Here is a 22815-nt window from a genome sequence, read left to right as displayed (position 1 = left end):
CTTCACTAGGCTGTAGAAACGCAGTCATCCAACAAGAAGGTACGGGTATGAGTGAGGTGAATTCGAGCGCTGCAGCCAGCGAAGTGCTGGTCAGCTTCCGTGGTGTGCAGAAGAGCTACGACGGCGAATCGCTGATCGTCAAAGACCTCAACCTGGATATTCGCAAAGGCGAGTTCCTGACCTTGCTCGGCCCCTCCGGCTCCGGCAAGACCACCAGCCTGATGATGCTGGCCGGCTTTGAAACGCCGACCGCTGGCGAAATCCAGTTGGCCGGCCGCTCCATCAACAACGTGCCGCCGCACAAGCGCGACATCGGCATGGTGTTCCAGAACTATGCGCTGTTCCCGCACATGACCGTGGCCGAAAACCTGGCGTTCCCCCTGAGCGTGCGCAACCTGAGCAAGACCGACATCAGCGAGCGGGTAAAGCGCGTGCTCAACATGGTCCAGCTCGATGCCTTCGCCAAGCGCTACCCCGGCCAGCTGTCCGGCGGCCAGCAGCAGCGGGTGGCCCTGGCCCGGGCATTGGTGTTCGAGCCGCAGCTGGTGCTGATGGACGAACCACTGGGTGCCCTCGACAAGCAGCTGCGTGAACACATGCAGATGGAAATCAAACACCTGCACCAGCGCCTTGGCGTCACCGTGGTCTATGTGACCCATGACCAGGGCGAAGCGCTGACCATGTCTGACCGGGTGGCGGTGTTCCACCAGGGCGAGATCCAGCAGATCGCCGACCCGCGCACCTTGTACGAAGAGCCGAAAAACACCTTCGTCGCCAACTTCATTGGTGAAAACAACCGTATCAATGGCCGCCTGATCAGTCAGGACGGCGAGCGCTGCCAGGTTCAACTGGCGCGCGGCGAGAAAGTCGAGGCCCTGGCGGTGAATGTCGGCCAGACCGGCGACCCCGTGACCTTGTCGATCCGTCCCGAGCGCGTGCGCCTCAATGGTCACAGCGAAAGCTGCGTCAACCGCTTCTCTGGCCGCGTGGCCGAATTCATCTATCTGGGCGACCACGTACGGGTCCGCCTGGAAGTCTGCGGCAAGGCCGATTTCTTCGTGAAGCAGCCGATTGCCGAACTCGACCCGGCCCTGGCCGTGGGCGATGTGGTACCGCTTGGCTGGGAGGTCCAGCACGCCCGCGCGCTTGATCCGATCCTGGAAGCCAATTGAAGGTTTGCTTCACCAACCCTGCACTGTGGAGAGAATAATAATGCTCAAACACTTGAAGTTGACCGCCCTGACAGTGGGTATGTTTGCTGCGGCCCAGGCCATGGCCGCCGACCTCACCGTGATTTCCTTCGGCGGCGCCAACAAGGCCGCCCAGGTCAAAGCGTTCTACGAACCATGGGAAAAGGCAGGTAACGGCAAGATCGTCGCCGGCGAGTACAACGGTGAAATGGCCAAGGTCAAGGCCATGGTCGACACCAAGAGCGTGTCGTGGAACCTGGTTGAAGTCGAGTCGCCGGAACTGGCCCGTGGTTGCGATGAAGGCATGTTCGAGGAGCTCGATCCTGCGCTGTTCGGCAACGAAGCAGATTATGTTCCGGGTGCCATCCAGCCTTGCGGCGTTGGTTTCTTCGTATGGTCCACGGTCATGGCCTACAACGCCGACAAACTGAAAACCGCACCGACCAGCTGGGCCGATTTCTGGGACACCAAGCAGTTCCCGGGCAAGCGCGGCCTGCGCAAGGGCGCCAAGTACACCCTGGAATTCGCGCTGATGGCCGATGGTGTCGCGCCCAAGGATGTGTACAAGGTGCTGGGCACCAAGGAAGGCCAGGACCGCGCCTTCAAGAAACTGGACCAACTCAAGCCAAGCATCCAGTGGTGGGAAGCCGGCGCTCAGCCGCCGCAGTACCTGGCATCGGGTGACGTAGTCATGAGCTCGGCCTACAACGGTCGGATCGCCGCCGTGCAGAAAGAGAGCAACCTGAAAGTGGTCTGGAACGGCGGCATCTACGACTTCGACGCCTGGGCCATTCCAAAGGGCGCGAAGAACGTTGAAGAAGCCAAGAAGTTCATCGCCTACTCGGTCAAGCCTGAGCAGCAGAAGATCTACTCGGAGAACATCGCGTATGGACCGGCCAATGCCACGGCGGTGAACCTGCTGTCCGATGAGGTCAAGAAAGACATGCCGACCACCCCGGAAAACATTGCCAACCAGGTACAGATCGACGTCGCCTTCTGGGCTGACAACAGCGAACAGCTGGAACAACGCTTCAACGCCTGGGCTGCCAAGTAAGGTCGGCTGATGGAGCGTCGGCGTACAGCCGGCGCTTCCTGTTCTCAAGATTTCGGAGTTCGCTATGGCCATCGCAGTGCCCCTCAAAGAAGGCGCCGGTTCCTCCCTCAAGCAGCGTCTTGCACGTGCCGAGCGGGTCAACCGCTGGAAAGCTCAGGCCCTGATCGCGCCGCTGGCGCTGTTCCTGCTGCTGGTTTTCCTCGTGCCCATTGCCGCGCTGTTGTACAAGAGCGTCGGCAACCCGGAGGTCGTCAACGGCCTGCCGCAGACCGTGACGGCCGTGGCCGCCTGGGATGGCAAGGGCTTGCCGGGTGAGTCAGTCTACAAGGCACTGAGCGAAGACCTTGGCCAGGCGCGCAAGAACCAGACCCTGGGCGATACGTCCAAGCGTTTGAACATGGAACTGGCAGGCTACCGCAGCCTGCTGGCCAAGACTGCCCGAGCCCTGCCGTTCAAGACCGAGCCGGCTTCCTATAAAGAAGCGTTGCAGGAACTGGACGAGCGCTGGGGTGATCCGGCGTACTGGCAGGCGATTCGCCGTAACACCAGTAGCGTCACCTCTTTCTATCTGTTGGCAGCCCTGGACCATCGTATCGATGACCTGGGTGAGCTGGCCAAGGCCACCCCGGACCAGGCGATTTACCTGGATATCTTCACCCGTACGCTGTGGATGGGCTTTGTCATCACCGCCATCTGCCTGGTGTTGGCCTACCCGCTGGCGTACCTGCTGGCCAACTTGCCGACCCGCCAGAGCAACTTGCTGATGATTCTGGTGCTGTTGCCGTTCTGGACGTCGATCCTGGTGCGGGTCGCCGCCTGGATTGTGCTGCTGCAGTCGGGCGGTTTGATCAACAGCGCGCTGATGGCCGTGGGCATCATCGACAAACCGCTGGAGCTGGTGTTCAACCGCACGGGTGTGTACATCTCCATGGTCCACATTCTGCTGCCGTTCATGATCCTGCCGATCTACAGCGTGATGAAGGGCATTTCGCCGACCTACATGCGTGCGGCGATTTCCCTGGGCTGCCATCCATTCGCCAGCTTCTGGCGGGTGTACTTCCCGCAGACCTACGCCGGTGTGGGCGCAGGTTGCCTGCTGGTGTTCATCCTGGCCATCGGCTACTACATCACCCCGGCGCTGCTGGGCAGCCCGAACGACCAGATGGTCAGCTACTTCGTGGCCTTCTATACCAACACCAGCATCAACTGGGGCATGGCGACCGCCCTGGGCGGCTTGCTGTTGCTGGCGACCGTGCTGTTGTACCTGATCTATAGCTGGCTGGTCGGCGCCAGCCGCCTGCGTCTGAGCTGAGGAGCGTTGTCATGCTGAGCCCCTACATGTCGCCCGTTGAGCGGGTCTGGTTCTACAGCTTGCGCATCCTTTGCGGGCTGATCCTGTTGTTCCTGGTGTTGCCGGTGCTGGTGATCATTCCGTTGTCGTTCAACTCCGGCAGCTTCCTGGTCTATCCGCTGCAGGGGTTCTCGCTGCAGTGGTACCAGGACTTCTTCGCCTCGGCCGAGTGGATGCGGGCCCTGAAGAACAGCATCATCGTTGCCCCGGCGGCAACGGTACTGGCAATGATCTTCGGCACCCTGGCTTCGATCGGCCTGACCCGTGGCGACTTCCCCGGCAAGTCGCTGATCATGGCGCTGGTGATTTCGCCCATGGTGGTGCCGGTGGTGATCATCGGTGTGGCCAGTTACCTGTTCTTCGCCCCATTGGGGCTGGGTAACAGCTTCATTTCGTTGATCCTGGTCCATGCGGTGCTGGGTGTGCCGTTCGTCATCATTACCGTGTCGGCGACCCTGCAGGGCTTCAACTACAACCTGGTGCGGGCGTCGGCAAGCCTGGGCGCCTCGCCGCTGACGACCTTCCGTCGGGTGACGTTGCCGCTGATTGCCCCGGGGGTGATTTCCGGTGCCTTGTTCGCCTTTGCCACCTCGTTCGACGAAGTGGTGGTGACCTTGTTCCTGGCAGGGCCGGAGCAGGCCACCTTGCCACGGCAGATGTTCAGCGGTATCCGCGAGAACCTCAGCCCCACCATTGCGGCGGCGGCGACCTTGCTGATCGCGTTCTCGGTGGTGCTGTTGCTGACCCTGGAATGGTTGCGCGGGCGCAGCGAGAAGTTGCGCACCCAGCAGCCGGAGTGATGTTTCGCAGGGCAAGCCCGCTCCTGCCGCAGGAGCGGGCTTGCCCCGCGATTTGATGTCGGTCAGCCCCAGACCGATTCACTGAGGTACAATGCGCGCCACCGTGATTCTGCCCTACAGGTGCGCCATGCAGCCCTACGCTATTGCCCCCTCCATCCTCTCTGCCGATTTCGCTCGCCTGGGCGAGGAAGTCGACAACGTCCTGGCCGCTGGTGCCGACATCGTCCACTTCGACGTGATGGACAACCACTACGTACCCAACCTGACCATCGGCCCGATGGTTTGCACCGCGCTGCGTAAATACGGCGTCACCGCACCCATCGACGTACACCTGATGGTCAGCCCGGTCGACCGCATCATCGGCGACTTCATCGAAGCGGGCGCCAGCTACATTACCTTCCATCCGGAAGCCAGCCTGCACATCGATCGTTCGCTACAGTTGATTCGCGACGGTGGTTGCAAAGCCGGCCTGGTGTTCAACCCGGCAACCCCGCTCGACACCCTCAAGTACGTGATGGACAAGGTCGACATGATCCTGTTGATGAGCGTCAACCCAGGCTTTGGTGGCCAGAAGTTCATCCCCGGCACCCTCGACAAGCTGCGTGAAGCGCGCGCGCTGATCGATGCCAGCGGTCGTGATATCCGCCTGGAAATCGACGGTGGCGTGAACGTGAACAATATTCGTGAAATTGCCGCTGCTGGCGCCGATACCTTTGTTGCAGGCTCGGCGATCTTCAACGCGCCGGACTACAAGGAAGTCATCGCCAAGATGCATGCCGAACTGGCCCTGGCCTGCGCATGAGTGGCTTCGAGCAGCTGTTCCCCGGCGCTCTGCCCAGGCTGGTGATGTTCGATCTGGACGGTACTCTGATCGACTCGGTACCCGACCTGGCTGCGGCGGTGGATCACATGCTGCTCGAATTGGGACGCCCGCCCGCCGGCCTTGAGGCTGTTCGCCACTGGGTCGGCAATGGTGCCCCGGTGTTGGTGCGCAGGGCGCTGGCTGGCGGCCTCGACCACACCGGTGTCGATGACGACGAAGCGGAAAAAGCCCTCGAACTGTTCATGCAGGCTTATGCCAGGAGCCATGAACTGACCGTGGTCTACCCCGGTGTACGCGATACCCTCAAGTGGCTGCACAAGCAGGGTGTCGAGATGGCCCTGATCACCAACAAGCCGGAGCGCTTTGTGGGCCCCTTGCTCGACCAGATGAAGATTGGTCGATATTTTCGCTGGATCATCGGTGGCGATACCCTGCCACAGAAAAAGCCCGATCCGGCAGCCCTGTTATTCGTGATGAAAATGGCGGGTGTACCGGCCGAGCAGGCGCTGTTCGTCGGCGACTCACGCAGTGATGTGCTGGCGTCCAAGGCCGCTGGCGTCAAGTGCGTAGGCCTGACCTATGGCTACAACCACGGTCGTCCCATCAGCGAAGAAACACCTTGCCTGGTCATTGATGACCTGCGCGCGCTGTTGCCTGGTTGCTTAGATCCGGCCACTGGGATAACGTTGGCTGACGTTCAATCCCCCTCAGATCGAGATTCCATCGTGGCGGTTACCGGCAAACTCTGGATGAAAGTTATCAAGGCCCTGGCCCGTTGGCGTTGGCGCGCCTGACTTTTCTCTGCCGGCCGTTGCCGGCCCGTTTGCCTGTTCGACCCAATTGCTGCTTGCCACGAGGCTATCATGACCCGCGAAGAATTCCTGCGCCTGGCCGCTGAAGGCTACAACCGCATTCCCCTGGCCTGCGAGACCCTGGCCGACTTCGACACGCCGCTGTCGATCTACCTGAAACTGGCTGACCAACCCAACTCCTACCTGCTCGAATCGGTGCAGGGCGGCGAGAAGTGGGGGCGTTACTCGATCATTGGCCTGCCATGCCGCACTGTCATGCGTGTGCATGATCATCAGGTGCGGATCACCCACGACGGTGTGCAGATCGAACAGCACGAAGTGGAAGATCCACTGGCGTTCGTCGAAAGCTTCAAGGAACGCTACAAGGTGCCGACCATTGCCGGTCTGCCGCGCTTCAACGGTGGCCTGGTCGGCTACTTCGGCTATGACTGCGTGCGCTATGTGGAGCGGCGCCTGGGCAAGTGCCCGAACCCGGACCCGCTGGGCGTACCCGATATCCTGCTGATGGTCTCCGATGCGGTAGTGGTGTTCGACAACCTGGCGGGCAAGATGCACGCCATCGTGCTGGTCGACCCGGCCCAGGAAAGCGCCTACGAAAACGGTCTGGCACGACTGGAAGGCCTGCTTGAGCAACTGCGCCAGCCCATCACCCCGCGTCGTGGCCTGGAGCTCGGTGGCCCGCCTGCTGCGGAGCCGGCGTTCCGCTCAAGCTTTACCCAGGCCGACTACGAGCGTGCGGTCGACACCATCAAGGAGTACATCCTGGCCGGTGACTGCATGCAGGTGGTGCCGTCCCAGCGCATGTCGATCGACTTCAAGGCAGCGCCCATCGACCTGTACCGGGCGCTGCGTTGCTTCAACCCGACGCCGTACATGTACTTCTTCAATTTCGGCGACTTCCATGTAGTCGGCAGCTCGCCTGAGGTGCTGGTACGGGTCGAAGACAATCTGGTCACCGTCCGGCCGATCGCCGGCACCCGACCACGCGGGGCTACTGAAGAAGCCGATCAGGCGCTGGAAGAAGACCTGCTGTCGGACGACAAGGAAATCGCCGAGCACCTGATGCTGATCGACCTGGGCCGCAACGATGCCGGTCGCGTGTCGGCGACGGGTACCGTCAAGGTCACTGAGAAAATGGTGATCGAGCGTTACTCCAACGTCATGCACATCGTTTCCAACGTCACCGGTGAATTGAAGGAAGGCCTGAGCGCGATGGATGCGCTGCGCGCCATCCTGCCGGCCGGGACCTTGTCCGGGGCGCCGAAGATTCGCGCCATGGAGATCATCGACGAACTGGAGCCGGTCAAGCGCGGGGTCTATGGTGGGGCCGTCGGTTACTTTGCCTGGAACGGCAACATGGACACCGCCATCGCAATTCGTACCGCGGTCATCAAGGATGGCGAGCTGCATGTACAGGCCGGTGGTGGCATTGTCGCCGACTCGGTACCTGCACTGGAATGGGAAGAAACCATCAACAAGCGCCGGGCGATGTTCCGGGCGGTAGCGCTGGCTGAACAAACGCCGCGCAGCTGATCGAAACCACGCCTGTCCACCCGGCGAAATTGATTCTAGAGGTTGAACCCAGATGCTACTGATGATCGACAACTACGACTCCTTCACCTACAACGTCGTGCAGTACCTCGGCGAGTTGGGTGCAGAGGTCAAGGTCATTCGCAACGACGAACTGACCATCGCCCAGATCGAAGCCCTGAACCCCGAGCGCATTGTGGTCTCCCCCGGCCCGTGCACGCCGACCGAAGCGGGTGTTTCCATCGAAGCCATCCTGCACTTTGCCGGCAAACTGCCGATTCTTGGCGTGTGCCTGGGCCACCAGTCCATCGGCCAGGCCTTTGGCGGCGATGTGGTACGTGCCCGCCAAGTGATGCACGGCAAGACCAGCCCGGTTTTGCATAAAGACCTGGGCGTGTTTGCCGGCCTGAACAATCCGCTGACCGTGACCCGCTACCATTCGCTGGTGGTCAAGCGCGAAACCCTGCCTGAATGCCTGGAGCTGACCGCCTGGACCGCATTTGAAGACGGTTCGGTGGACGAAATCATGGGCCTTCGCCATAAAGAGCTGAATATCGAAGGGGTGCAGTTCCACCCCGAGTCGATCCTCACCGAGCAGGGCCACGAGCTGTTCGCCAATTTCCTCAAGCAGACCGGCGGCCGCCGTTAAGGATTGATCATGGATATCAAGAACGCGCTCAGCCGCATCGTCGGCCACCTGGACTTGAGCACCGAAGAAATGCGCGATGTGATGCGCGAGATCATGACTGGCCAGTGCAGTGAAGCGCAGATCGGTGCGTTCATGATGGGCATGCGCATGAAGAGCGAGAGCATCGACGAAATCGTCGGTGCGGTTTCGGTGATGCGCGAGCTGGCCGACAAGGTCGAACTCAACACCCTCGATCAAGTGGTCGATGTGGTCGGCACTGGCGGTGATGGTGCCAACATCTTCAACGTCTCCACCGCTTCGGCCTTTGTGGTTGCCGCCGCCGGCTGCACCGTGGCCAAGCATGGCAACCGTGCGGTATCGGGCAAGAGCGGCAGCGCCGACTTGCTGGAAGCTGCCGGTATCTACCTGAACCTGACGCCCGTGCAGGTGGCGCGTTGCATCGACAGCGTCGGCATCGGTTTCATGTTCGCCCAGACCCACCACAAAGCGATGAAGTACGCCGCTGGCCCGCGCCGTGACCTGGGGCTGCGTACCCTGTTCAACATGCTTGGCCCGCTTACGAATCCGGCCGGTGTGCAGCACCAGGTGGTCGGCGTGTTCACCCAGGCACTGTGCCGGCCATTGGCCGAAGTGCTGCAGCGGTTGGGCAGCAAGCATGTGCTGGTGGTGCATTCCAAGGATGGGCTGGATGAGTTCAGCCTGGCCGCGCCTACCTTCGTCGCCGAGCTGAAGAACGGCCAGATCACCGAGTATTGGGTCGAGCCCGAAGACCTCGGGATGAAGAGCCAGAGCCTGCACGGCCTGGCCGTGGAAAGCCCGGCCAAGTCCCTGGAGCTGATCCGCGATGCCCTGGGGCGGCGCAAGACCGAGAACGGTCAGAAGGCGGCCGAAATGATCGTGCTCAATGCCGGCGCTGCGCTGTATGCCGCTGATCACGCAATGACCCTCAAGCAAGGCGTCGAGCTCGCGCACGATGCACTGCACACCGGCCTTGCCCGGGAAAAACTCGAAGAACTGGGCGCGTTCACCGCCGTATTCAAGCAGGAGAATGAAGGATGAGTGTGCCGACGGTTCTGGAAAACATCCTGGCTCGCAAGGTGCAGGAAGTTGCCGAGCGCAGCGCCCGGGTCAGCCTGGCCGAACTGGAGCGTCTGGCCGCGGGTGCCGATGCGCCGCGCGGTTTTGCCAACGCACTGATCGAGCAGGCCAAGCGCAAGCAGCCGGCGGTGATTGCCGAAATCAAGAAGGCCTCCCCGAGCAAAGGCGTGATCCGCGAGCACTTCGTACCCGCCGAGATCGCCGTCAGCTACGAAAAAGGCGGGGCGACCTGCCTGTCGGTACTGACCGACGTAGATTACTTCCAGGGTGCCGACAGCTACCTGCAACAGGCCCGCTCGGCCTGCAAGCTGCCAGTGATCCGCAAGGACTTCATGATCGATCCCTACCAGATCGTCGAAGCCCGTGCCCTGGGCGCCGATTGTGTGCTGTTGATCGTGGCGGCGCTGGACGATGTGAAAATGGCAGAGCTGGCGGCCACGGCCAAAAGCGTCGGTCTTGATGTGCTGGTTGAAGTGCACGACGGCGACGAGCTGGAGCGCGCACTGAAAACCCTCGATACCCCGTTGGTCGGCGTCAACAACCGAAACCTGCACACCTTCGATTTCAGCCTTGAGACCACCCTCGACTTGTTGCCGCGCATCCCCCGTGATCGCCTGGCCATCACCGAGAGCGGCATTCTCAACCGTGCCGATGTCGAGCTGATGGAAATCAACGAGGTGTATTCGTTCCTGGTGGGTGAAGCCTTCATGCGTGCCGAGCACCCGGGCCTGGAACTGCAACGTCTGTTCTTCCCCGAGCGGGCGGTGCAGAATCCGGTTCAAGGACTGGACTGATTCAACGTTGAAGCCGGCATTGCCGGCTTTTTTGTACCTACAAGGTTATCGCAATGACTGATCAACTAATGGATGTGACTGTCGAGGCCGGCCTGCATGCCGAGCAAGAATTGCTGGCGGCGGTGTGCAAGGGTGAAAAAGACAACGGCGTGTTGTTCTGGCGCCCGACCGACCATGCCCTGGTCATGCCGCGGCGCATGAGTCGTCTGGAGGGATTCGAGGCGGCCTGTGCAGAGCTGGCGATTGCCGGTTGGCCGGTACTCTTGCGTGAAACCGGCGGCGAGCCGGTGCCGCAGTCGCCCGCGGTGATCAATATTGCGCTGGTCTATGTGGCGCCGCGTAGCGAAGGCGATCACGGTCGTATCGAGAATGCCTACGAGCGTCTGTGTTTGCCATTGTGCGAGGTATTGCGCGAGTGGGGCGGTCTGGCTTCGGTGGGCGAGATCGAGGGCGCGTTCTGTGACGGTCGCTACAACGTCAACCTCAATGGCCGCAAGTTGGTGGGAACCGCCCAGCGCTGGCGCCAGGGCCTGGGTGGCAAGCGTCCGGTGGTGTTGGTGCACGGTGCCTTGTTGCTCGATAACGAGCGCGAGTCGATGGTGGCAGCGGTCAACCGCTTCAATGAGTGTTGCGAACTGGAGCAGCGTTGCCAGGCCGACAGCCACATCGCCTTGCACGAAGTGGTTCCCGAGGCGCCGTTGCTCGAACGCCTCGGCCAGGCTTACGCCGAAGTGATCAAAGGCATCGCCCGGGACTAACGGGTGCCGTAGACCACCATGGTCTTGCCTTTGACGTGAACCAGGCTGCGTTCTTCAAGATCCTTGAGTACGCGGCCGACCATCTCCCTCGAGCAACCCACGATTCGACCGATCTCCTGGCGGGTGATCTTGATCTGCATGCCATCGGGGTGGGTCATGGCGTCGGGTTGTTTGCACAGTTCCAGCAGGCAACGGGCGACGCGTCCGGTGACATCGAAGAAGGCCAGGTCACCGACCTTGCGCGTGGTATTGCGCAGGCGCTGGGCCATCTGGCTGCCCAGGGCATAAAGAATGTCTGGGTCCTGGCGCGCCAGTTCGCGGAATTTCTCGTAGCTGATTTCCGCCACTTCGCATTCACTCTTGGCGCGGACCCAGGCACTGCGCTGTTGCTCCTGCCCTGATTGCTCGAACAGGCCCAGCTCGCCGAAAAAGTCGCCGTTATTGAGGTAGGCGATGATCATCTCGTGGCCGTCATCGTCCTCGATCAGGATGGTCACTGAACCCTTGACGATAAATGACAGCGTCTCGGCCTTGTCGCCGGCGCAGATGATGTTGCTTTTGGCCGCGTAGCGGCGCCGCTGGCAGTGGGCGAGCAGCTTGTCGATGTTCTTGATCTTGGCTGAAAGGGCTGAAGCAACCATGGCTGAATCCCGGTAAGAGGCAACGCGTGAACACTTTTATAGGTAGTCTGGCCAAAAGCGCCAGTGATTTGGCGTCAGCTTATCAGACACTTATTGGTGTATCGGCAGAATTCACTTTGCACTTGAGCTTTTCCACCAGCCCTTCTGGGTCTAAGCTGGCAGCCTTTTTTCTAGCAGGGGAGTCCGGATGATGAAGGCACGTATCCAGTGGGCAGGCGAAGCCATGTTTCTGGGCGAATCGGGTAGTGGCCATGTCGTGGTCATGGACGGCCCACCCGAAGCAGGCGGTCGCAACCTGGGCGTGCGGCCCATGGAAATGCTCTTGCTGGGCCTGGGTGGTTGCAGCAACTTCGATGTGGTCAGCATCCTGAAAAAATCCCGTCAGGCCGTAGAAAGCTGCGAAGCCTTCCTCGAGGCAGAGCGCGCCAGCGAGGATCCGAAGGTGTTCACCAAGATCCACCTGAACTTCGTGGTCAAAGGTCGTGGCCTGAAGGACGCGCAGGTCAAGCGTGCGGTGGAGTTGTCGGCAGAGAAGTACTGCTCGGCTTCGATCATGCTCGGGCGGGCAGGAGTGGACATCACCCATAGCTACGAGATTATTGAGCTCGGTTGATTTGAATGCATCGCGGGGCAAGCCCGCTCCTACAGATTGTGTGGGAGTGGGCTTGCCCCGCAATCGGGTTAGCGGCGCAGGCCCGGCAGAAGTTTCAGCAAGCCACTGGGTACGCACGCACGAAAGCGTGTGCTCAGCCCCTCACGATGTTTCTGGTACTGCAGCCCCAACCCGATGACGCCCAGGCCGATCAAGGTCAGCACCACCGGGAACAGCAGGGACTCGGCAAACACTTCATACGACAGGTAACCCAGGTACGCGGCCACACCCAAGGCCCCGAAAACCATGAACATGGGCCTGCGCAGCAACACCGCCACACCCATCAAGCCAAGATTGATCAAGCAGTAAAGCGCCTTGTTCAGCTCGCTGTCGCTTTCCATCAGGCTCAGCCCCAGCCAGAACGCCAGCAAGCCTGCCAGGTAGCCCCAGAAGGCATAGTCCTGCCGGGTGCGGCCGTCGATCACCAGAAAGACCACCAGCAATCCCAGACCGAACCAAAGGGAAACAGTGAGCCGCTGGTCCCAGTTGAAGGCATCGCCGTAGGCCCACTCGCTCAGGTCCATGGACATGAACCACAGCGCCCCGGCAATCGGCATCACGATGAAGGGGAAGGGAATCAGGCGCAGCATCAGCAAGCCGGCGACAACCGTAGCGGCTTCCATCAACAGCCAGCCGCCCTGCACGTAGGTGTAGTAGTTGTGGTAGTTGCTCTGGCTGTCGTCCAGCGGCCAGAAGCCGGTGAGCCGCTCGATGGCAAATACAGCCAAGGGCACGATGCTGACGGCAACGGCTGCCAGTACGCCGGCAGGAATCACCTGGCCGCGCCGCTGCATGAGCAGCCCGGCGGCGGTCAGGCCACCAATATAAAGAAGGGAGATGATCAGCAGGGCGCTGTCGCCTATGCGCATCCAGGCCTCGCTGAGCAGCCAGCCCATGGCGCCCATGATCAACAGGGCACCGAAGTAGAAGGCCACATGGGCCAGCTGGAAACTGGCGCGAGTCGTTGGCTGGCGCTTGAGAAACTCCAGCAGGGCCTGGTCCTGGCCGGGGTTCAGAACGCCTGCGCTGACGGCGCGGGCCAGGTCCTTGGCATCGAAGCGTTCCGTCATGGCGTGTCCTAGATGCGGTAGGTGCTCTTGGTCATGACCTTGGCCATCAGGCTCATCCCAAAGCGCACGGGAGCTGGGAAGCGGAAGCCGCCAGCCTCCAGGGCTGACTCGGCGTGTTGTTCTTCGTCAACGCGCATCTGTTCAAGGATAGCCCGGGATTTTTCATCCTCGGCCGGGATCTGCTCCAGGTGCTCGTCCAGGTGCTTGCACACTTGATGCTCGGTAGCGGCGACGAACCCCAGGCTGACCTTGTCGCTGACCAGGCCGGCCAGCGCGCCGATGCCGAACGACATGCCGTAGAACAGCGGATTGAGCACGCTGGGATGACTGCCCAGTTGGCGGATGCGTTGTTCGCACCAGGCCAGGTGGTCGATTTCTTCTTCGGCGGCGTGCTCCATGGCCTTGCGTACCTGCGGCAGCTTGGCGGTCAGGGCCTGGCCCTGGTACAGCGCCTGGGCGCAGACTTCACCGGTGTGGTTGATACGCATCAGCCCGGCCACGTGGCGGGTTTGGGTATCGTCCAGGTCGACGTCCGGCTGGATGATGGCCGGCGAGGGGCGGGAAGGTTGGCCGCTGAAGGGAAGCAAGGTGCGCATGGCGGTATCGGCCTGCAGCAACAAGCGGTCGAGCGGCGAATAGTGACGTTCGGTAGCCATCGGGCACCTCCGCAAGAATGTGCCCGACAGTTTACCGCAATCGAGTTGATCGGGCTTGCCCTGGATCAGCCCGGTGGCCAGTGCATCTGGCGCTGACCCAGCACGTGCATATGAATGTGGTAGACGGTCTGGCCACCCAGTTCATTGCAGTTCATGACCACGCGGAAACCGTCTTCACAGCCCAGTTCCTTGGCCAGGCGCTGGGCGGTGAACAGGATGTGTCCGGCCAGGCCTTTGTCTTCTTCCGTCAGGTCGTTCAGCGTACGGATGGGCTTTTTCGGGATAACCAGAAAATGCACCGGTGCCTGCGGGGCGATATCGTGGAAGGCCAGAACCTGGTCGTCCTCGTAGATGATCTTGGCCGGGATCTCCCGGTTGATGATCTTGGTGAACAGAGTTTCCACTACGGTTGCTCCATGATGGGGGTCGGGCCTGAGTGTACTCAGGCTGTGGGTCGGCGCCCAGCCCTGGGCCGGTTAACGCGGGCAATAGGCCTGATTGATGACGCCGGCGATCTTGCGGGCCAGCCAGCGGGAGATCAGGCGTGGGCTGAAGGCCAGCCAGCGATTGCGTCGACCGGGAATGATCAGGGCGCGGTTTTTATCCAGTGCTCGAACGGTGTACAGCGCCACTTCCTCTGGGCTCAGGCAGCGCTGGCCTTTCTCCAGGCGAGGAATGCGGCGCAGCGGTGAACGAACCGGGCCCGGGCACAGAACGGACACCTTGATGCCGGTGCGCTTGAGCTCTTCGCGCAGGCCTTCGGAAAAGCTCAGCACATAGGCCTTGCTGGCGGCATAGCTGGTCATCCAGGGGCCAGGCGCAAAGGCGGCCAGCGAGGCGACGTTGAGAATCTGGCCGCCGCCTTGCAAGGCCATGGCATTGCCCAAGGCATGACACAGGCGTGTCAGGGCGAGGATGTTGACCTCGATCAGGTCCTGTTCGTCGCCCCACTCCTGGGCCAGGAACGGGCCATAGGTGCGGATACCGGCGCAGTTGACCAGTAAGTCGATCTGCCGCTCGCCTTCTTCGAGCTCAAGCAAAAAGCCGGACAGGCGCAAAGGCTCACCCAGGTCGCAGGCGCGGAACAGCACTTCGACGCCAAAGCGTTGGGTCAGCTCGATGGCAATGCTTTCGAGCAGGTCGCGCTGACGTGCCACCAGAATCAGATTGCGCCCCCGGCGTGCCAGTGCTTCGGCCAGTGCCAGGCCCAGACCGCTGGAGGCACCGGTGATCATGGCGTAACGGGTCATGCAGTTCTCCAGTGGCTAGGGGCAGGGCGCAGAGTTTACAGGAGTCAGCCGGGCCAGCGCTGGCTCAGGGTTGCGGCAGAGGCCTGGGCCTGGCGGTATTCGGCGTCCAGGCGGGCGATCAACTGCTCGGTGGAGCACAGCGCGTCGATGGCGCCGACACCTTGCCCGGCAGACCAGACGGTTTTCCAGGCCTTGGCTTCGTCATCAATGGGTTTGAGCTTGGTTTCGACATTGGCGCGCAGGGCTGCCATGTCGAAGCCGGCGTTTTCCAGGCTCTGGCGCATGAAACTGGCCGGCACCCCGGAAACCGCAGCGGTGTGGATGATATCGGCTGCCTTGGCGCCCAGCATCATTTCTTTGTAGCCGTCCGGGGCGCGGCTTTCGTGGGTGGCGATAAAGCGCGTCCCGAGGTAAGCGAGGTCAGCGCCGAGCAGTTGCGCGGCAAGAATCTCGTGGCCACGGTTCAGGCAGCCGGCCAGCAGCAAGGTTTTATCGAAGAACTGGCGGATTTCGGCGAGCAGGGCGAACGGGCTCCAGGTGCCGGCATGGCCGCCAGCGCCGGCAGCCACGGCAATCAGGCCATCGACGCCTGCCTCGGCGGCTTTCTCGGCGTGCCGGCGAGTGGTCACGTCATGGAACACCAGGCCGCCATAACTGTGCACGGCATCGACCAGCTCTTTCACTGCACCCAGGCTGGTAATCACGATCGGTACTTTGTGCTCTACGCAGATCGCCAGGTCTGCCTGCAGGCGCGGGTTGCTCTGATGGACGATCAGGTTGACCGCATACGGGGCCGGGTTGTCCAGGGCTTCAAGGCCGGCCTCGATCTCTTCGAGCCAGGCCTTGAAACCGGCGCTATCACGCTGGTTCAGCGCGGGGAAACTACCGACCACGCCATTGGCGCAGCAGGCCAGGACAAGTTGCGGGTTGGAGATCAGAAACATCGGCGCTGCAACCACTGGCAGGCGCAAGCGTTGTTCAAGCAGGGCAGGCAATGACATGACAGGTTTCCCGAGGCTGAGTGATAACGGAGGTCAGAACGGTTTGACCACTACCAGAATTACGATGCCGAGCAGGATCAGCACCGGCACTTCATTGAACCAGCGATAGTAGACATGGCTGCGGGTGTTTTCACCGCGGGCGAAGCGCTTGAGCTGGGCGCCGCACATGTGGTGATAACCGGTGAGCAGGACAATCAGGGTGAGCTTGGCATGCATCCAGCCCTGGCTCAGGAAGCCCGGGGTCAGGCTCAGCAGCCAGATACCGAAGATGAACGTGGCAATCATTGCCGGTCCCATGATCCCGCGGTACAGCTTGCGCTCCATGGTGACGAAACGTTCCTGGCTGATGCTGTCCTGGCTCTGGGCGTGATAGACGAATAGCCGTGGCAGGTAGAACAGGCCGGCAAACCAGCAGACCACGCTGACGATATGCAGGGCTTTGATCCAGAGAAAAAGCATGAGGTTGAGTTCCTTCAGGGTTCACGGTCGTCAGATAGTAGAGGCTAGGCGCCTGGCGGGCCATCTCAACAGTTGTGAGGGCAGTGCCGCGGCCCTTATTATCGTGGGCTTTCCAGTCGGTTCGTTGATAAGGGGCACGCGTTATGGTCAAGGTCGGTATCGTCGGCGGCACGGGTTACACCGGGGTCGAGCTGCTGCGTCTGTTGGCACAGCATCCACAGGCTGAGGTGGCGGTCATCACCTCGCGCTCCGAAGCTGGCCTGGCGGTCGCTGACATGTACCCGAACCTGCGTGGCCACTATGACGGCCTGGCCTTCAGCGTGCCGGACGTGAAGACCCTGGCCGCGTGCGATGTGGTCTTCTTTGCCACGCCCCACGGTGTTGCCCATGCGCTGGCCGGTGAGTTGCTGGCAGCGGGCACCAAGGTTATCGACCTGTCTGCCGACTTCCGCCTGCAGGACGCTGATGAGTGGGCCAAATGGTACGGCCAGCCCCATGGCGCACCGGAGTTGCTCAAGGATGCGGTCTACGGCTTGCCGGAGGTCAACCGCGAGCAGATTCGCCAGGCGCGCCTGATCGCCGTTCCGGGTTGCTACCCGACAGCGACCCAGCTGGGTTTTCTGCCCTTGCTGGAGGCTGGTATCGCCGATGCTTCGCGCCTGATCGCCGACTGCAAGTCGGGTGTCAGTGGTGCCGGCCGCGGCGCCTCGGTCGGCTCACTGTTCTGCGAAGCCGGCGAAAGCATGAAAGCCTATGCAGTCAAAGGCCACCGCCACCTGCCAGAAATCACCCAGGGCCTGCGCCGGGCTGCCGGGGGCGACGTCGGCCTGACCTTCGTACCGCACCTGACGCCGATGATTCGCGGCATCCACTCCACCCTGTACGCAACAGTCGCCGACACCTCGGTCGACTTGCAGGCACTGTTCGAGAAGCGCTATGCCGATGAGCCGTTCGTCGACGTAATGCCGGCCGGCAGCCATCCGGAAACCCGCAGCGTGCGTGGCGCCAACGTCTGCCGCATCGCCGTGCACCGGCCGCAGGATGGTGACCTGGTGGTGGTGTTGTCGGTGATCGACAACCTCGTCAAAGGTGCCTCCGGCCAGGCTGTACAGAACCTCAACATCCTGTTTGGGCTGGACGAGCGCATGGGTCTTTCCCACGCCGGCTTGCTGCCCTAACCCCGAGGCCAAACGCTGCAAGCCAAGCGATCCGCGATCCACTTATGGCTTGCAGCGTTCCCCTTGCGGCTTATGTATTGTTGACCGCTTTTCTCGGAGAAGCGGATAATGCGCGTCATCACGCATTATGGCGGCATAGCGCCGGGAGATAGTCAGCATGAGCGTCGAATCCTTCACCCCAGTGGCTTTGCAGTTCACAGAGGGTGCAGCGCACAAGGTGAAGACCCTGGTCGATGAAGAAGGCAATGATCGCCTGAAGTTGCGAGTGTTCGTGACAGGCGGCGGTTGCTCGGGTTTTCAGTACGGTTTCACTTTCGATGAAGACGTCGCCGAAGACGACACCATCGTCGAGCGCGAAGGCGTGGCTCTGGTGGTCGATCCGATGAGCTTCCAATACCTGGCAGGAGCCGAAGTGGATTACCAGGAAGGCCTGGAAGGCTCGCGTTTCGTCATCAAGAATCCGAATGCCAGCACCACCTGTGGTTGCGGCTCATCGTTCTCGATTTGATCGCAGGGTAGGTTACAACGCAAAACGCCGCGCATTAGCGCGGCGTTTTGCGTTTTGCGGGTCAGGCCGGGTAGATGGCGCCAAGCACCCGCAAGCCACGGGCAGCAGTGACGCTTGGGCGGTTGGCCGGAACGCCTTGCAGGCAGCAATGGGCCAGCCAGGCGAAGGCCATGGCCTCGACCCAGTCAGGATCAACACCATGGGCCGCGGTACTGGTGACCCGGGCTTCAGGCAGCAGCGCCGCCAGGCGACGCATCAGTGCACTGTTGTGGGCGCCGCCACCGCACACCAACAGTGCCTGGGTGTCCTGTTGGGCGACCTGCAGGGAGCTGACGATGCTGTGAGCGGTAAGCTCGAGCAGCGTTGCCTGGACGTCCATAGCTGCAATTGCCGGCAGTGTTGCCAGGTGCTGCTTGAGCCACGGCAGGTTGAACACTTCGCGACCGGTGCTTTTGGGACCGGTGCCGGCGAAGAAAGGATCGCTGAGCAGGGCGCCAAGCAGACCCGGGTCGACGTTGCCACTGGCGGCCCAGGCGCCGTCGGCGTCGTAGCTGTGGCCTTGTTGCTCATGAATCCAGGCGTCGAGTAGTACGTTGCCAGGGCCGCAGTCGAAACCACTGACCGGCTTGTCCTGCTCTATCAGGCTGAGATTGCTGAATCCGCCGACATTAAGCACCGCCAGACGCTGCCCCTGATGCTCGAACAGGGCTTCATGGAAGGCAGGCACCAACGGTGCGCCCTGGCCTCCGGCGGCCACATCGCGGCGACGAAAATCCCCCACCACACAGATGCCGCTGAGCTCGGCAAGCAGCGCCGGGTTGCCGATTTGCACGGTAAACCCGCGCGCTGGCTCATGGCGAATGGTCTGGCCGTGGCTGCCAATGGCGCGGACATCTGCTGGCTTGAGGTTTTGCGCAGCCAGCAAGTGCTCGATGCCTTGGGCGGCAAGGCGTACCCATTGGTTTTCGGCAAGGGCGGCGCGAGCGACCTCGTCGGCGCCGCTGGCGCACAGGGCCAAAAGATCCTGGCGCAGGCTGGCGGGCATGGGGATGTAATGGGTGGCGAGCAGCCGGGTGTGCTGCTCTTGCTCGATCAATGCGATGTCCAGGCCATCAAGGCTGGTCCCGGACATCACTCCCAGATAAAGGGCCATCGCTTAGCGCTTGTTGGACGCGAGCATGGTGGCCTTTTCCTGGTTCATGCGTGCAACCAGGGGTTGGCTCTGCTGCTGGAAGCGCTGGCGCTCAGCCTTGGCGATGGGGTCGGCCATCGGCAGCTTCTGGCCCAGTGGGTCGACGTGGACGCCATTGACCTGGAACTCGTAGTGCAGGTGCGGACCGGTCGACAGGCCGGTGGTGCCGATGTAGCCGATAACCTGGCCCTGTTTGACGGTGCCGCCGGTCTTCACGCCTTTGGCGAAGCCCTGCATGTGCCCGTAAAGCGTCTGGTAGCGGTTGCCGTGCTGGATGATCACGGTATTGCCGTAGCCACCACGACGTCCGGCCAGCAGTACCTTGCCATCGCCGGCTGCCTTGATTGGCGTGCCGCGCGGCGCTGCATAGTCGACGCCTTTGTGGGCGCGGATCTTGTTCAGGATCGGGTGCTTGCGGCCTGCTGAAAAGCGCGAGCTGATGCGGGCGAAATCAACCGGGGTACGGATGAAGGCCTTGCGCATGCTGTTGCCGTCGGCGGTGTAGTAGTTGGTGTTGCCCTGTTTGTTGGTGTAGCGAACGGCAGTGAAGGTCTTGCCGCGATTGGTGAAGCGGGCAGAGAGGATATTGCCTGTGCCGACAACCTTGCCGTCCATGACCTTCTGCTCGTAGATGACGTCGAATTCGTCACCTTGGCGGATGTCCTGGGCGAAGTCGATGTCGTAGCCAAAGATCCGCGCCATGTCCATGGTCAGGCTGTGTGGCAGCCCGGCGCGCTGACCGGAAGCCGATAGCGAGTTCTTGATCACACCGTGTGCGTAGGCAGAGCGAACAACCGGCTTGCTGATCTCGCGGTTGAACGCGTAACCGTTTGCGCTTTTGGTCAGGCGGATGGTTTCAAGGTTGCTGACCTTGCTGTGCAGGCTGGCCAGTTTGCCGTCCTTGTCCAGCTCGATCTCCAGTACCTGGCCGCTTTTGAGCTGGCTGAATTGTTTGGCTTGCTTGTTGCTCGCCAGTACTTCATGCACGGCGGAGGAGGGCAGGCCTACTTTGGCAAACAGGGTCGACAGGGTGTCACCGCGGCTGACAGTGACTTCGCGGTGGCTTGGGTCCTTGGCAGGGGCGGCTTCCGGCGCGGGAACCGGCGCAGGTGCAGGCTCGACCTTGGCGGTGTTCTGCGCGGGCGCGGCGCCATCTTCGATCTGGGCGAATGGAGAGGTGTCGGCGGCGCTGGCGTTCTGGGTCAGCGGTGCTTCCGGTTCCTGTTTGAGCTGCTCGGCAGGGCTCTCCAGTTCCAGGTTGAGGGTGGTCTTCTTGGCTTCTACCTCGCTGGAGGGGAACACCAGCAAGGCCAGGCTGAGTAAGGCGGCGATGCCACTTGCGGCCAACAGATGGCTCTTCGGATAAAGCGGGGGCGCTTTAGGCGGTTCGTTGGTCATAGATGAATTGACTTTGAAATAGATGAATTGGAAAAGATGAATGACATGATGAAGATGAAATAACTGTATAAAATATAACCAAATCCCCTTCGGCGCAAGCGCGCAGACGTCATCAGTCGGCTTCGAGGTCACATCCGGGGCAAAAACTTGTAATTGATGGCTGATCTTGTATGGTTGGGGCCCTTTGAATCTGAGCCTTGCGGGTCTGTTATGAAGTCGGTTGAAGAGCAGCTAGCGCTGATCAAGCGTGGTGCGGAAGAGGTACTGGTAGAGTCCGAATTGGTCGAGAAGCTCAAGCGTGGGCAGCCGCTGCGGATCAAGGCGGGTTTCGATCCGACCGCGCCCGACCTGCACTTGGGGCACACCGTCCTTATTAACAAGCTGCGCCAGTTCCAGGATCTGGGGCATCAGGTCATTTTCCTGATCGGTGACTTCACCGGCATGATCGGTGATCCGAGCGGCAAGAGTGCCACGCGTCCGCCACTGACCCGTGAGCAGGTGTTGGATAACGCCGAGACCTATAAGCAGCAGGTGTTCAAGATTCTCGACCCGGCCAAGACCGAAGTCGCCTTCAACTCCACCTGGATGGACAAGCTGACGCCGGCCGATTTCATTCGCCTGGCTTCGCAGTACACCGTGGCGCGTATGCTCGAGCGCGATGATTTCGATAAGCGCTACACGACCAACCAGCCAATCGCTATCCACGAGTTCCTTTACCCGCTGGTGCAGGGCTACGACTCTGTCGCGCTCGAGTGTGACGTCGAGCTGGGTGGTACCGACCAGAAGTTCAACTTGCTGATGGGGCGCGAGCTTCAGCGTGCCTATGGTCAGGAAGCGCAGAACATCGTGACCATGCCGCTGCTCGAGGGGCTTGATGGCATCAAGAAGATGTCCAAGTCGCTGGGTAACTATGTGGGTATCCAGGAGGCGCCGGGTGTGATGTACAGCAAGCTGGTGTCGATCCCGGATACGTTGATGTGGCGCTACTTTGAGCTGCTCAGCTTCCGCTCGATGGAAGAGATTGATGCGTTCCGCGCTGATGTGGCTGCGGGTGCGAATCCGCGCGACATCAAGATCAAGCTGGCGGAAGAAATCGTTGCTCGTTTCCATGGGGAGGAGGCTGCGGCCAATGCTCATCGTGCGGCAGGTAACCGTATGAAGGAAGGCGAGCTGCCGGAAGATCTGCCCGAGGTCGAGGTGCTCGCAAGTGAAGAGATGCCGATCTCCGCTGTCCTTAATAAGGCAGGCCTGGTCAAGAACTCGGCGGCGGCTCGTGATTTGCTCGCGGCTGGCAGCGTTCGCGTAGACGGTGAAGTCGTTGATCGCGGTTTTGTGTTCGCATTGGGCGCTACCCATGTTTGCCAGGCGGGCAAGAAAGCCTTCGCGCGTATTACGCTCAAGGCCGAGTGAGTTAGCTATATATAGAGGGGCGCGTAGCGCCCCTGCTTTTACTTGGCGCTTGAAGCTTGCTTCTTATAGCCAAAACGCCGCTGTCGAAACAAAGTTGAAATAAGTCATTGACGCCCCTGCGGATCTGTCTATAATTCGCCCCACTTCCGGCGTAGTCGGAATCGAAAACTCCTTGAGTTTCAAAGAGTTAGCGGTTTCAGGTAGTGCTGGAGGGGCTTCGATCGAAAGATCGGCAGCGGTGAAAAGGCAGTTGACAGCGACTTGAAACGCTGTAGAATTCGCCTCCCGCTGACGAGAGATCGCAGCGAGTTAAGCGGTTGAAGTTGAAAGAGAAATTCTGAAAAACTTCAAAATGAACGCTTGACACACTCTGAGGAAGGCGTAGAATGCGCGCCTCGGTTGAAGCGAAAGACTTCAGCCACCGCTCTTTAACAATCGAATCAAGCAATTCGTGTGGGTGCTTGTGAGCTCAGGCTGATAGTCAAAAAGATTATCAGCATCACAAGTGACTACACGAGAAGTCGAAAGATTTCAAAGAAGT

General features: G+C 61.0%; 24 protein-coding genes. 15 read left to right on the top strand and 9 right to left on the bottom strand.

Going from position 1 to position 22815, the window contains the following annotated elements; genetic code table 11:
- The first annotated feature begins 47 nt into the window (after window positions 1-47).
- The 11 genes from U9R80_RS24965 (at window position 48) to U9R80_RS24915 (ending at window position 10859) form a co-directional block, all read left to right on the top strand.
- On the top strand, window positions 48-1172 hold the full coding sequence (locus U9R80_RS24965) for an ABC transporter ATP-binding protein (protein ID WP_028942141.1): 1125 nt from the start codon (window positions 48-50) through the stop codon (window positions 1170-1172).
- 40 nt (window positions 1173-1212) lie between these two features.
- Window positions 1213-2244 carry an ABC transporter substrate-binding protein gene (locus U9R80_RS24960; protein WP_301842144.1) on the top strand — a complete coding sequence of 344 codons (1032 nt, stop codon included), beginning with the start codon at window positions 1213-1215 and terminating at the stop codon, window positions 2242-2244.
- Window positions 2245-2308: 64 nt separating this feature from the next.
- On the top strand, window positions 2309-3556 hold the full coding sequence (locus U9R80_RS24955) for an ABC transporter permease (protein ID WP_301842142.1): 1248 nt from the start codon (window positions 2309-2311) through the stop codon (window positions 3554-3556).
- 11 nt (window positions 3557-3567) lie between these two features.
- On the top strand, window positions 3568-4395 hold the full coding sequence (locus U9R80_RS24950; protein WP_301842140.1) for an ABC transporter permease: 828 nt from the start codon (window positions 3568-3570) through the stop codon (window positions 4393-4395).
- Window positions 4396-4522: 127 nt separating this feature from the next.
- Window positions 4523-5197, top strand: coding sequence for a ribulose-phosphate 3-epimerase (gene rpe / locus U9R80_RS24945; RefSeq protein ID WP_301842138.1), 675 nt, complete (start codon window positions 4523-4525; stop codon window positions 5195-5197).
- A complete protein-coding gene (locus U9R80_RS24940) occupies window positions 5194-6012 on the top strand; it encodes a phosphoglycolate phosphatase (protein WP_301842136.1) in 819 nt (272 codons plus the stop codon). The genes rpe and U9R80_RS24940 overlap by 4 nt, the downstream gene beginning before the upstream one ends.
- 69 nt (window positions 6013-6081) lie before the next feature.
- Complete coding sequence (trpE, locus tag U9R80_RS24935) at window positions 6082-7563, top strand: anthranilate synthase component I (protein WP_301842134.1); 1482 nt, start codon at window positions 6082-6084, stop codon at window positions 7561-7563.
- Window positions 7564-7615: 52 nt separating this feature from the next.
- Window positions 7616-8209, top strand: coding sequence for an aminodeoxychorismate/anthranilate synthase component II (locus U9R80_RS24930; protein ID WP_301842133.1), 594 nt, complete (start codon window positions 7616-7618; stop codon window positions 8207-8209).
- 9 nt (window positions 8210-8218) lie between these two features.
- On the top strand, window positions 8219-9268 hold the full coding sequence (trpD, locus tag U9R80_RS24925) for an anthranilate phosphoribosyltransferase (protein WP_301842132.1): 1050 nt from the start codon (window positions 8219-8221) through the stop codon (window positions 9266-9268).
- Complete coding sequence (gene trpC / locus U9R80_RS24920; protein ID WP_301842131.1) at window positions 9265-10101, top strand: indole-3-glycerol phosphate synthase TrpC; 837 nt, start codon at window positions 9265-9267, stop codon at window positions 10099-10101. Before trpD ends, trpC begins: the two co-directional genes overlap by 4 nt.
- Before the next feature lie 53 nt (window positions 10102-10154).
- Window positions 10155-10859 carry a lipoate--protein ligase family protein gene (locus tag U9R80_RS24915; RefSeq protein ID WP_301842130.1) on the top strand — a complete coding sequence of 235 codons (705 nt, stop codon included), beginning with the start codon at window positions 10155-10157 and terminating at the stop codon, window positions 10857-10859.
- Here U9R80_RS24915 and crp read toward each other — a convergent pair.
- A complete protein-coding gene (crp, locus tag U9R80_RS24910; RefSeq protein WP_301842129.1) occupies window positions 10856-11500 on the bottom strand; it encodes a cAMP-activated global transcriptional regulator CRP in 645 nt (214 codons plus the stop codon). The two genes, U9R80_RS24915 and crp, sit on opposite strands and share 4 nt — an antisense overlap.
- A gap of 190 nt (window positions 11501-11690) precedes the next feature.
- On the opposite strand from crp, the gene U9R80_RS24905 reads away from it, so the two are divergent.
- Window positions 11691-12113 carry an OsmC family protein gene (locus U9R80_RS24905; protein WP_301842257.1) on the top strand — a complete coding sequence of 141 codons (423 nt, stop codon included), beginning with the start codon at window positions 11691-11693 and terminating at the stop codon, window positions 12111-12113.
- A gap of 68 nt (window positions 12114-12181) precedes the next feature.
- On the opposite strand, the gene U9R80_RS24900 is transcribed toward U9R80_RS24905, so the two are convergent.
- The 6 genes from U9R80_RS24900 to hemJ all read right to left on the bottom strand — a co-directional run bounded on the left by U9R80_RS24900 (window position 12182) and on the right by hemJ (window position 16588).
- Entirely contained in the window at window positions 12182-13222 is a 1041-nt protein-coding gene (locus tag U9R80_RS24900) for a DUF2157 domain-containing protein (RefSeq protein ID WP_301842127.1), read from the bottom strand.
- A gap of 8 nt (window positions 13223-13230) precedes the next feature.
- On the bottom strand, window positions 13231-13878 hold the full coding sequence (gene coq7 / locus U9R80_RS24895; protein ID WP_274114483.1) for a 2-polyprenyl-3-methyl-6-methoxy-1,4-benzoquinone monooxygenase: 648 nt from the start codon (window positions 13876-13878) through the stop codon (window positions 13231-13233).
- A 65-nt stretch (window positions 13879-13943) separates the two neighbouring features.
- Entirely contained in the window at window positions 13944-14282 is a 339-nt protein-coding gene (locus U9R80_RS24890) for a histidine triad nucleotide-binding protein (RefSeq protein ID WP_028942126.1), read from the bottom strand.
- A gap of 72 nt (window positions 14283-14354) precedes the next feature.
- The gene (locus U9R80_RS24885) at window positions 14355-15128 is read right to left on the bottom strand and encodes an SDR family NAD(P)-dependent oxidoreductase (protein ID WP_301842123.1); all 774 of its coding nucleotides are present in this window, start codon (window positions 15126-15128) and stop codon (window positions 14355-14357) included.
- A 44-nt stretch (window positions 15129-15172) separates the two neighbouring features.
- A complete protein-coding gene (locus tag U9R80_RS24880) occupies window positions 15173-16129 on the bottom strand; it encodes an NAD(P)H-dependent flavin oxidoreductase (RefSeq protein ID WP_301842122.1) in 957 nt (318 codons plus the stop codon).
- A 33-nt stretch (window positions 16130-16162) separates the two neighbouring features.
- Complete coding sequence (gene hemJ / locus U9R80_RS24875; RefSeq protein ID WP_301842121.1) at window positions 16163-16588, bottom strand: protoporphyrinogen oxidase HemJ; 426 nt, start codon at window positions 16586-16588, stop codon at window positions 16163-16165.
- Window positions 16589-16731: 143 nt separating this feature from the next.
- Here hemJ and argC point away from each other — a divergent pair, with 143 nt between their 5' ends.
- Window positions 16732-17766, top strand: coding sequence for an N-acetyl-gamma-glutamyl-phosphate reductase (gene argC, locus U9R80_RS24870; RefSeq protein WP_128323465.1), 1035 nt, complete (start codon window positions 16732-16734; stop codon window positions 17764-17766).
- 157 nt (window positions 17767-17923) lie between these two features.
- Complete coding sequence (gene erpA / locus U9R80_RS24865; protein ID WP_028942121.1) at window positions 17924-18274, top strand: iron-sulfur cluster insertion protein ErpA; 351 nt, start codon at window positions 17924-17926, stop codon at window positions 18272-18274.
- A gap of 61 nt (window positions 18275-18335) precedes the next feature.
- Here erpA and U9R80_RS24860 read toward each other — a convergent pair whose 3' ends face one another.
- Entirely contained in the window at window positions 18336-19427 is a 1092-nt protein-coding gene (locus tag U9R80_RS24860; RefSeq protein WP_301842117.1) for an anhydro-N-acetylmuramic acid kinase, read from the bottom strand.
- A gap of 3 nt (window positions 19428-19430) precedes the next feature.
- The gene (locus tag U9R80_RS24855) at window positions 19431-20864 is read right to left on the bottom strand and encodes a peptidoglycan DD-metalloendopeptidase family protein (RefSeq protein WP_301842115.1); all 1434 of its coding nucleotides are present in this window, start codon (window positions 20862-20864) and stop codon (window positions 19431-19433) included.
- Between the two features lie 210 nt (window positions 20865-21074).
- Here U9R80_RS24855 and tyrS point away from each other — a divergent pair, with 210 nt between their 5' ends.
- The gene (gene tyrS, locus U9R80_RS24850; protein WP_301842114.1) at window positions 21075-22274 is read left to right on the top strand and encodes a tyrosine--tRNA ligase; all 1200 of its coding nucleotides are present in this window, start codon (window positions 21075-21077) and stop codon (window positions 22272-22274) included.
- The last annotated feature ends 541 nt before the right edge of the window (window positions 22275-22815 follow it).

Origin of the sequence: Pseudomonas sp. JQ170C, assembly GCF_035581345.1 — a bacterium.
Classification (GTDB): domain Bacteria; phylum Pseudomonadota; class Gammaproteobacteria; order Pseudomonadales; family Pseudomonadaceae; genus Aquipseudomonas.
Note: the sequence above shows the minus strand (reverse complement) of the source record. Positions and strands in the feature narration are given on the sequence as shown.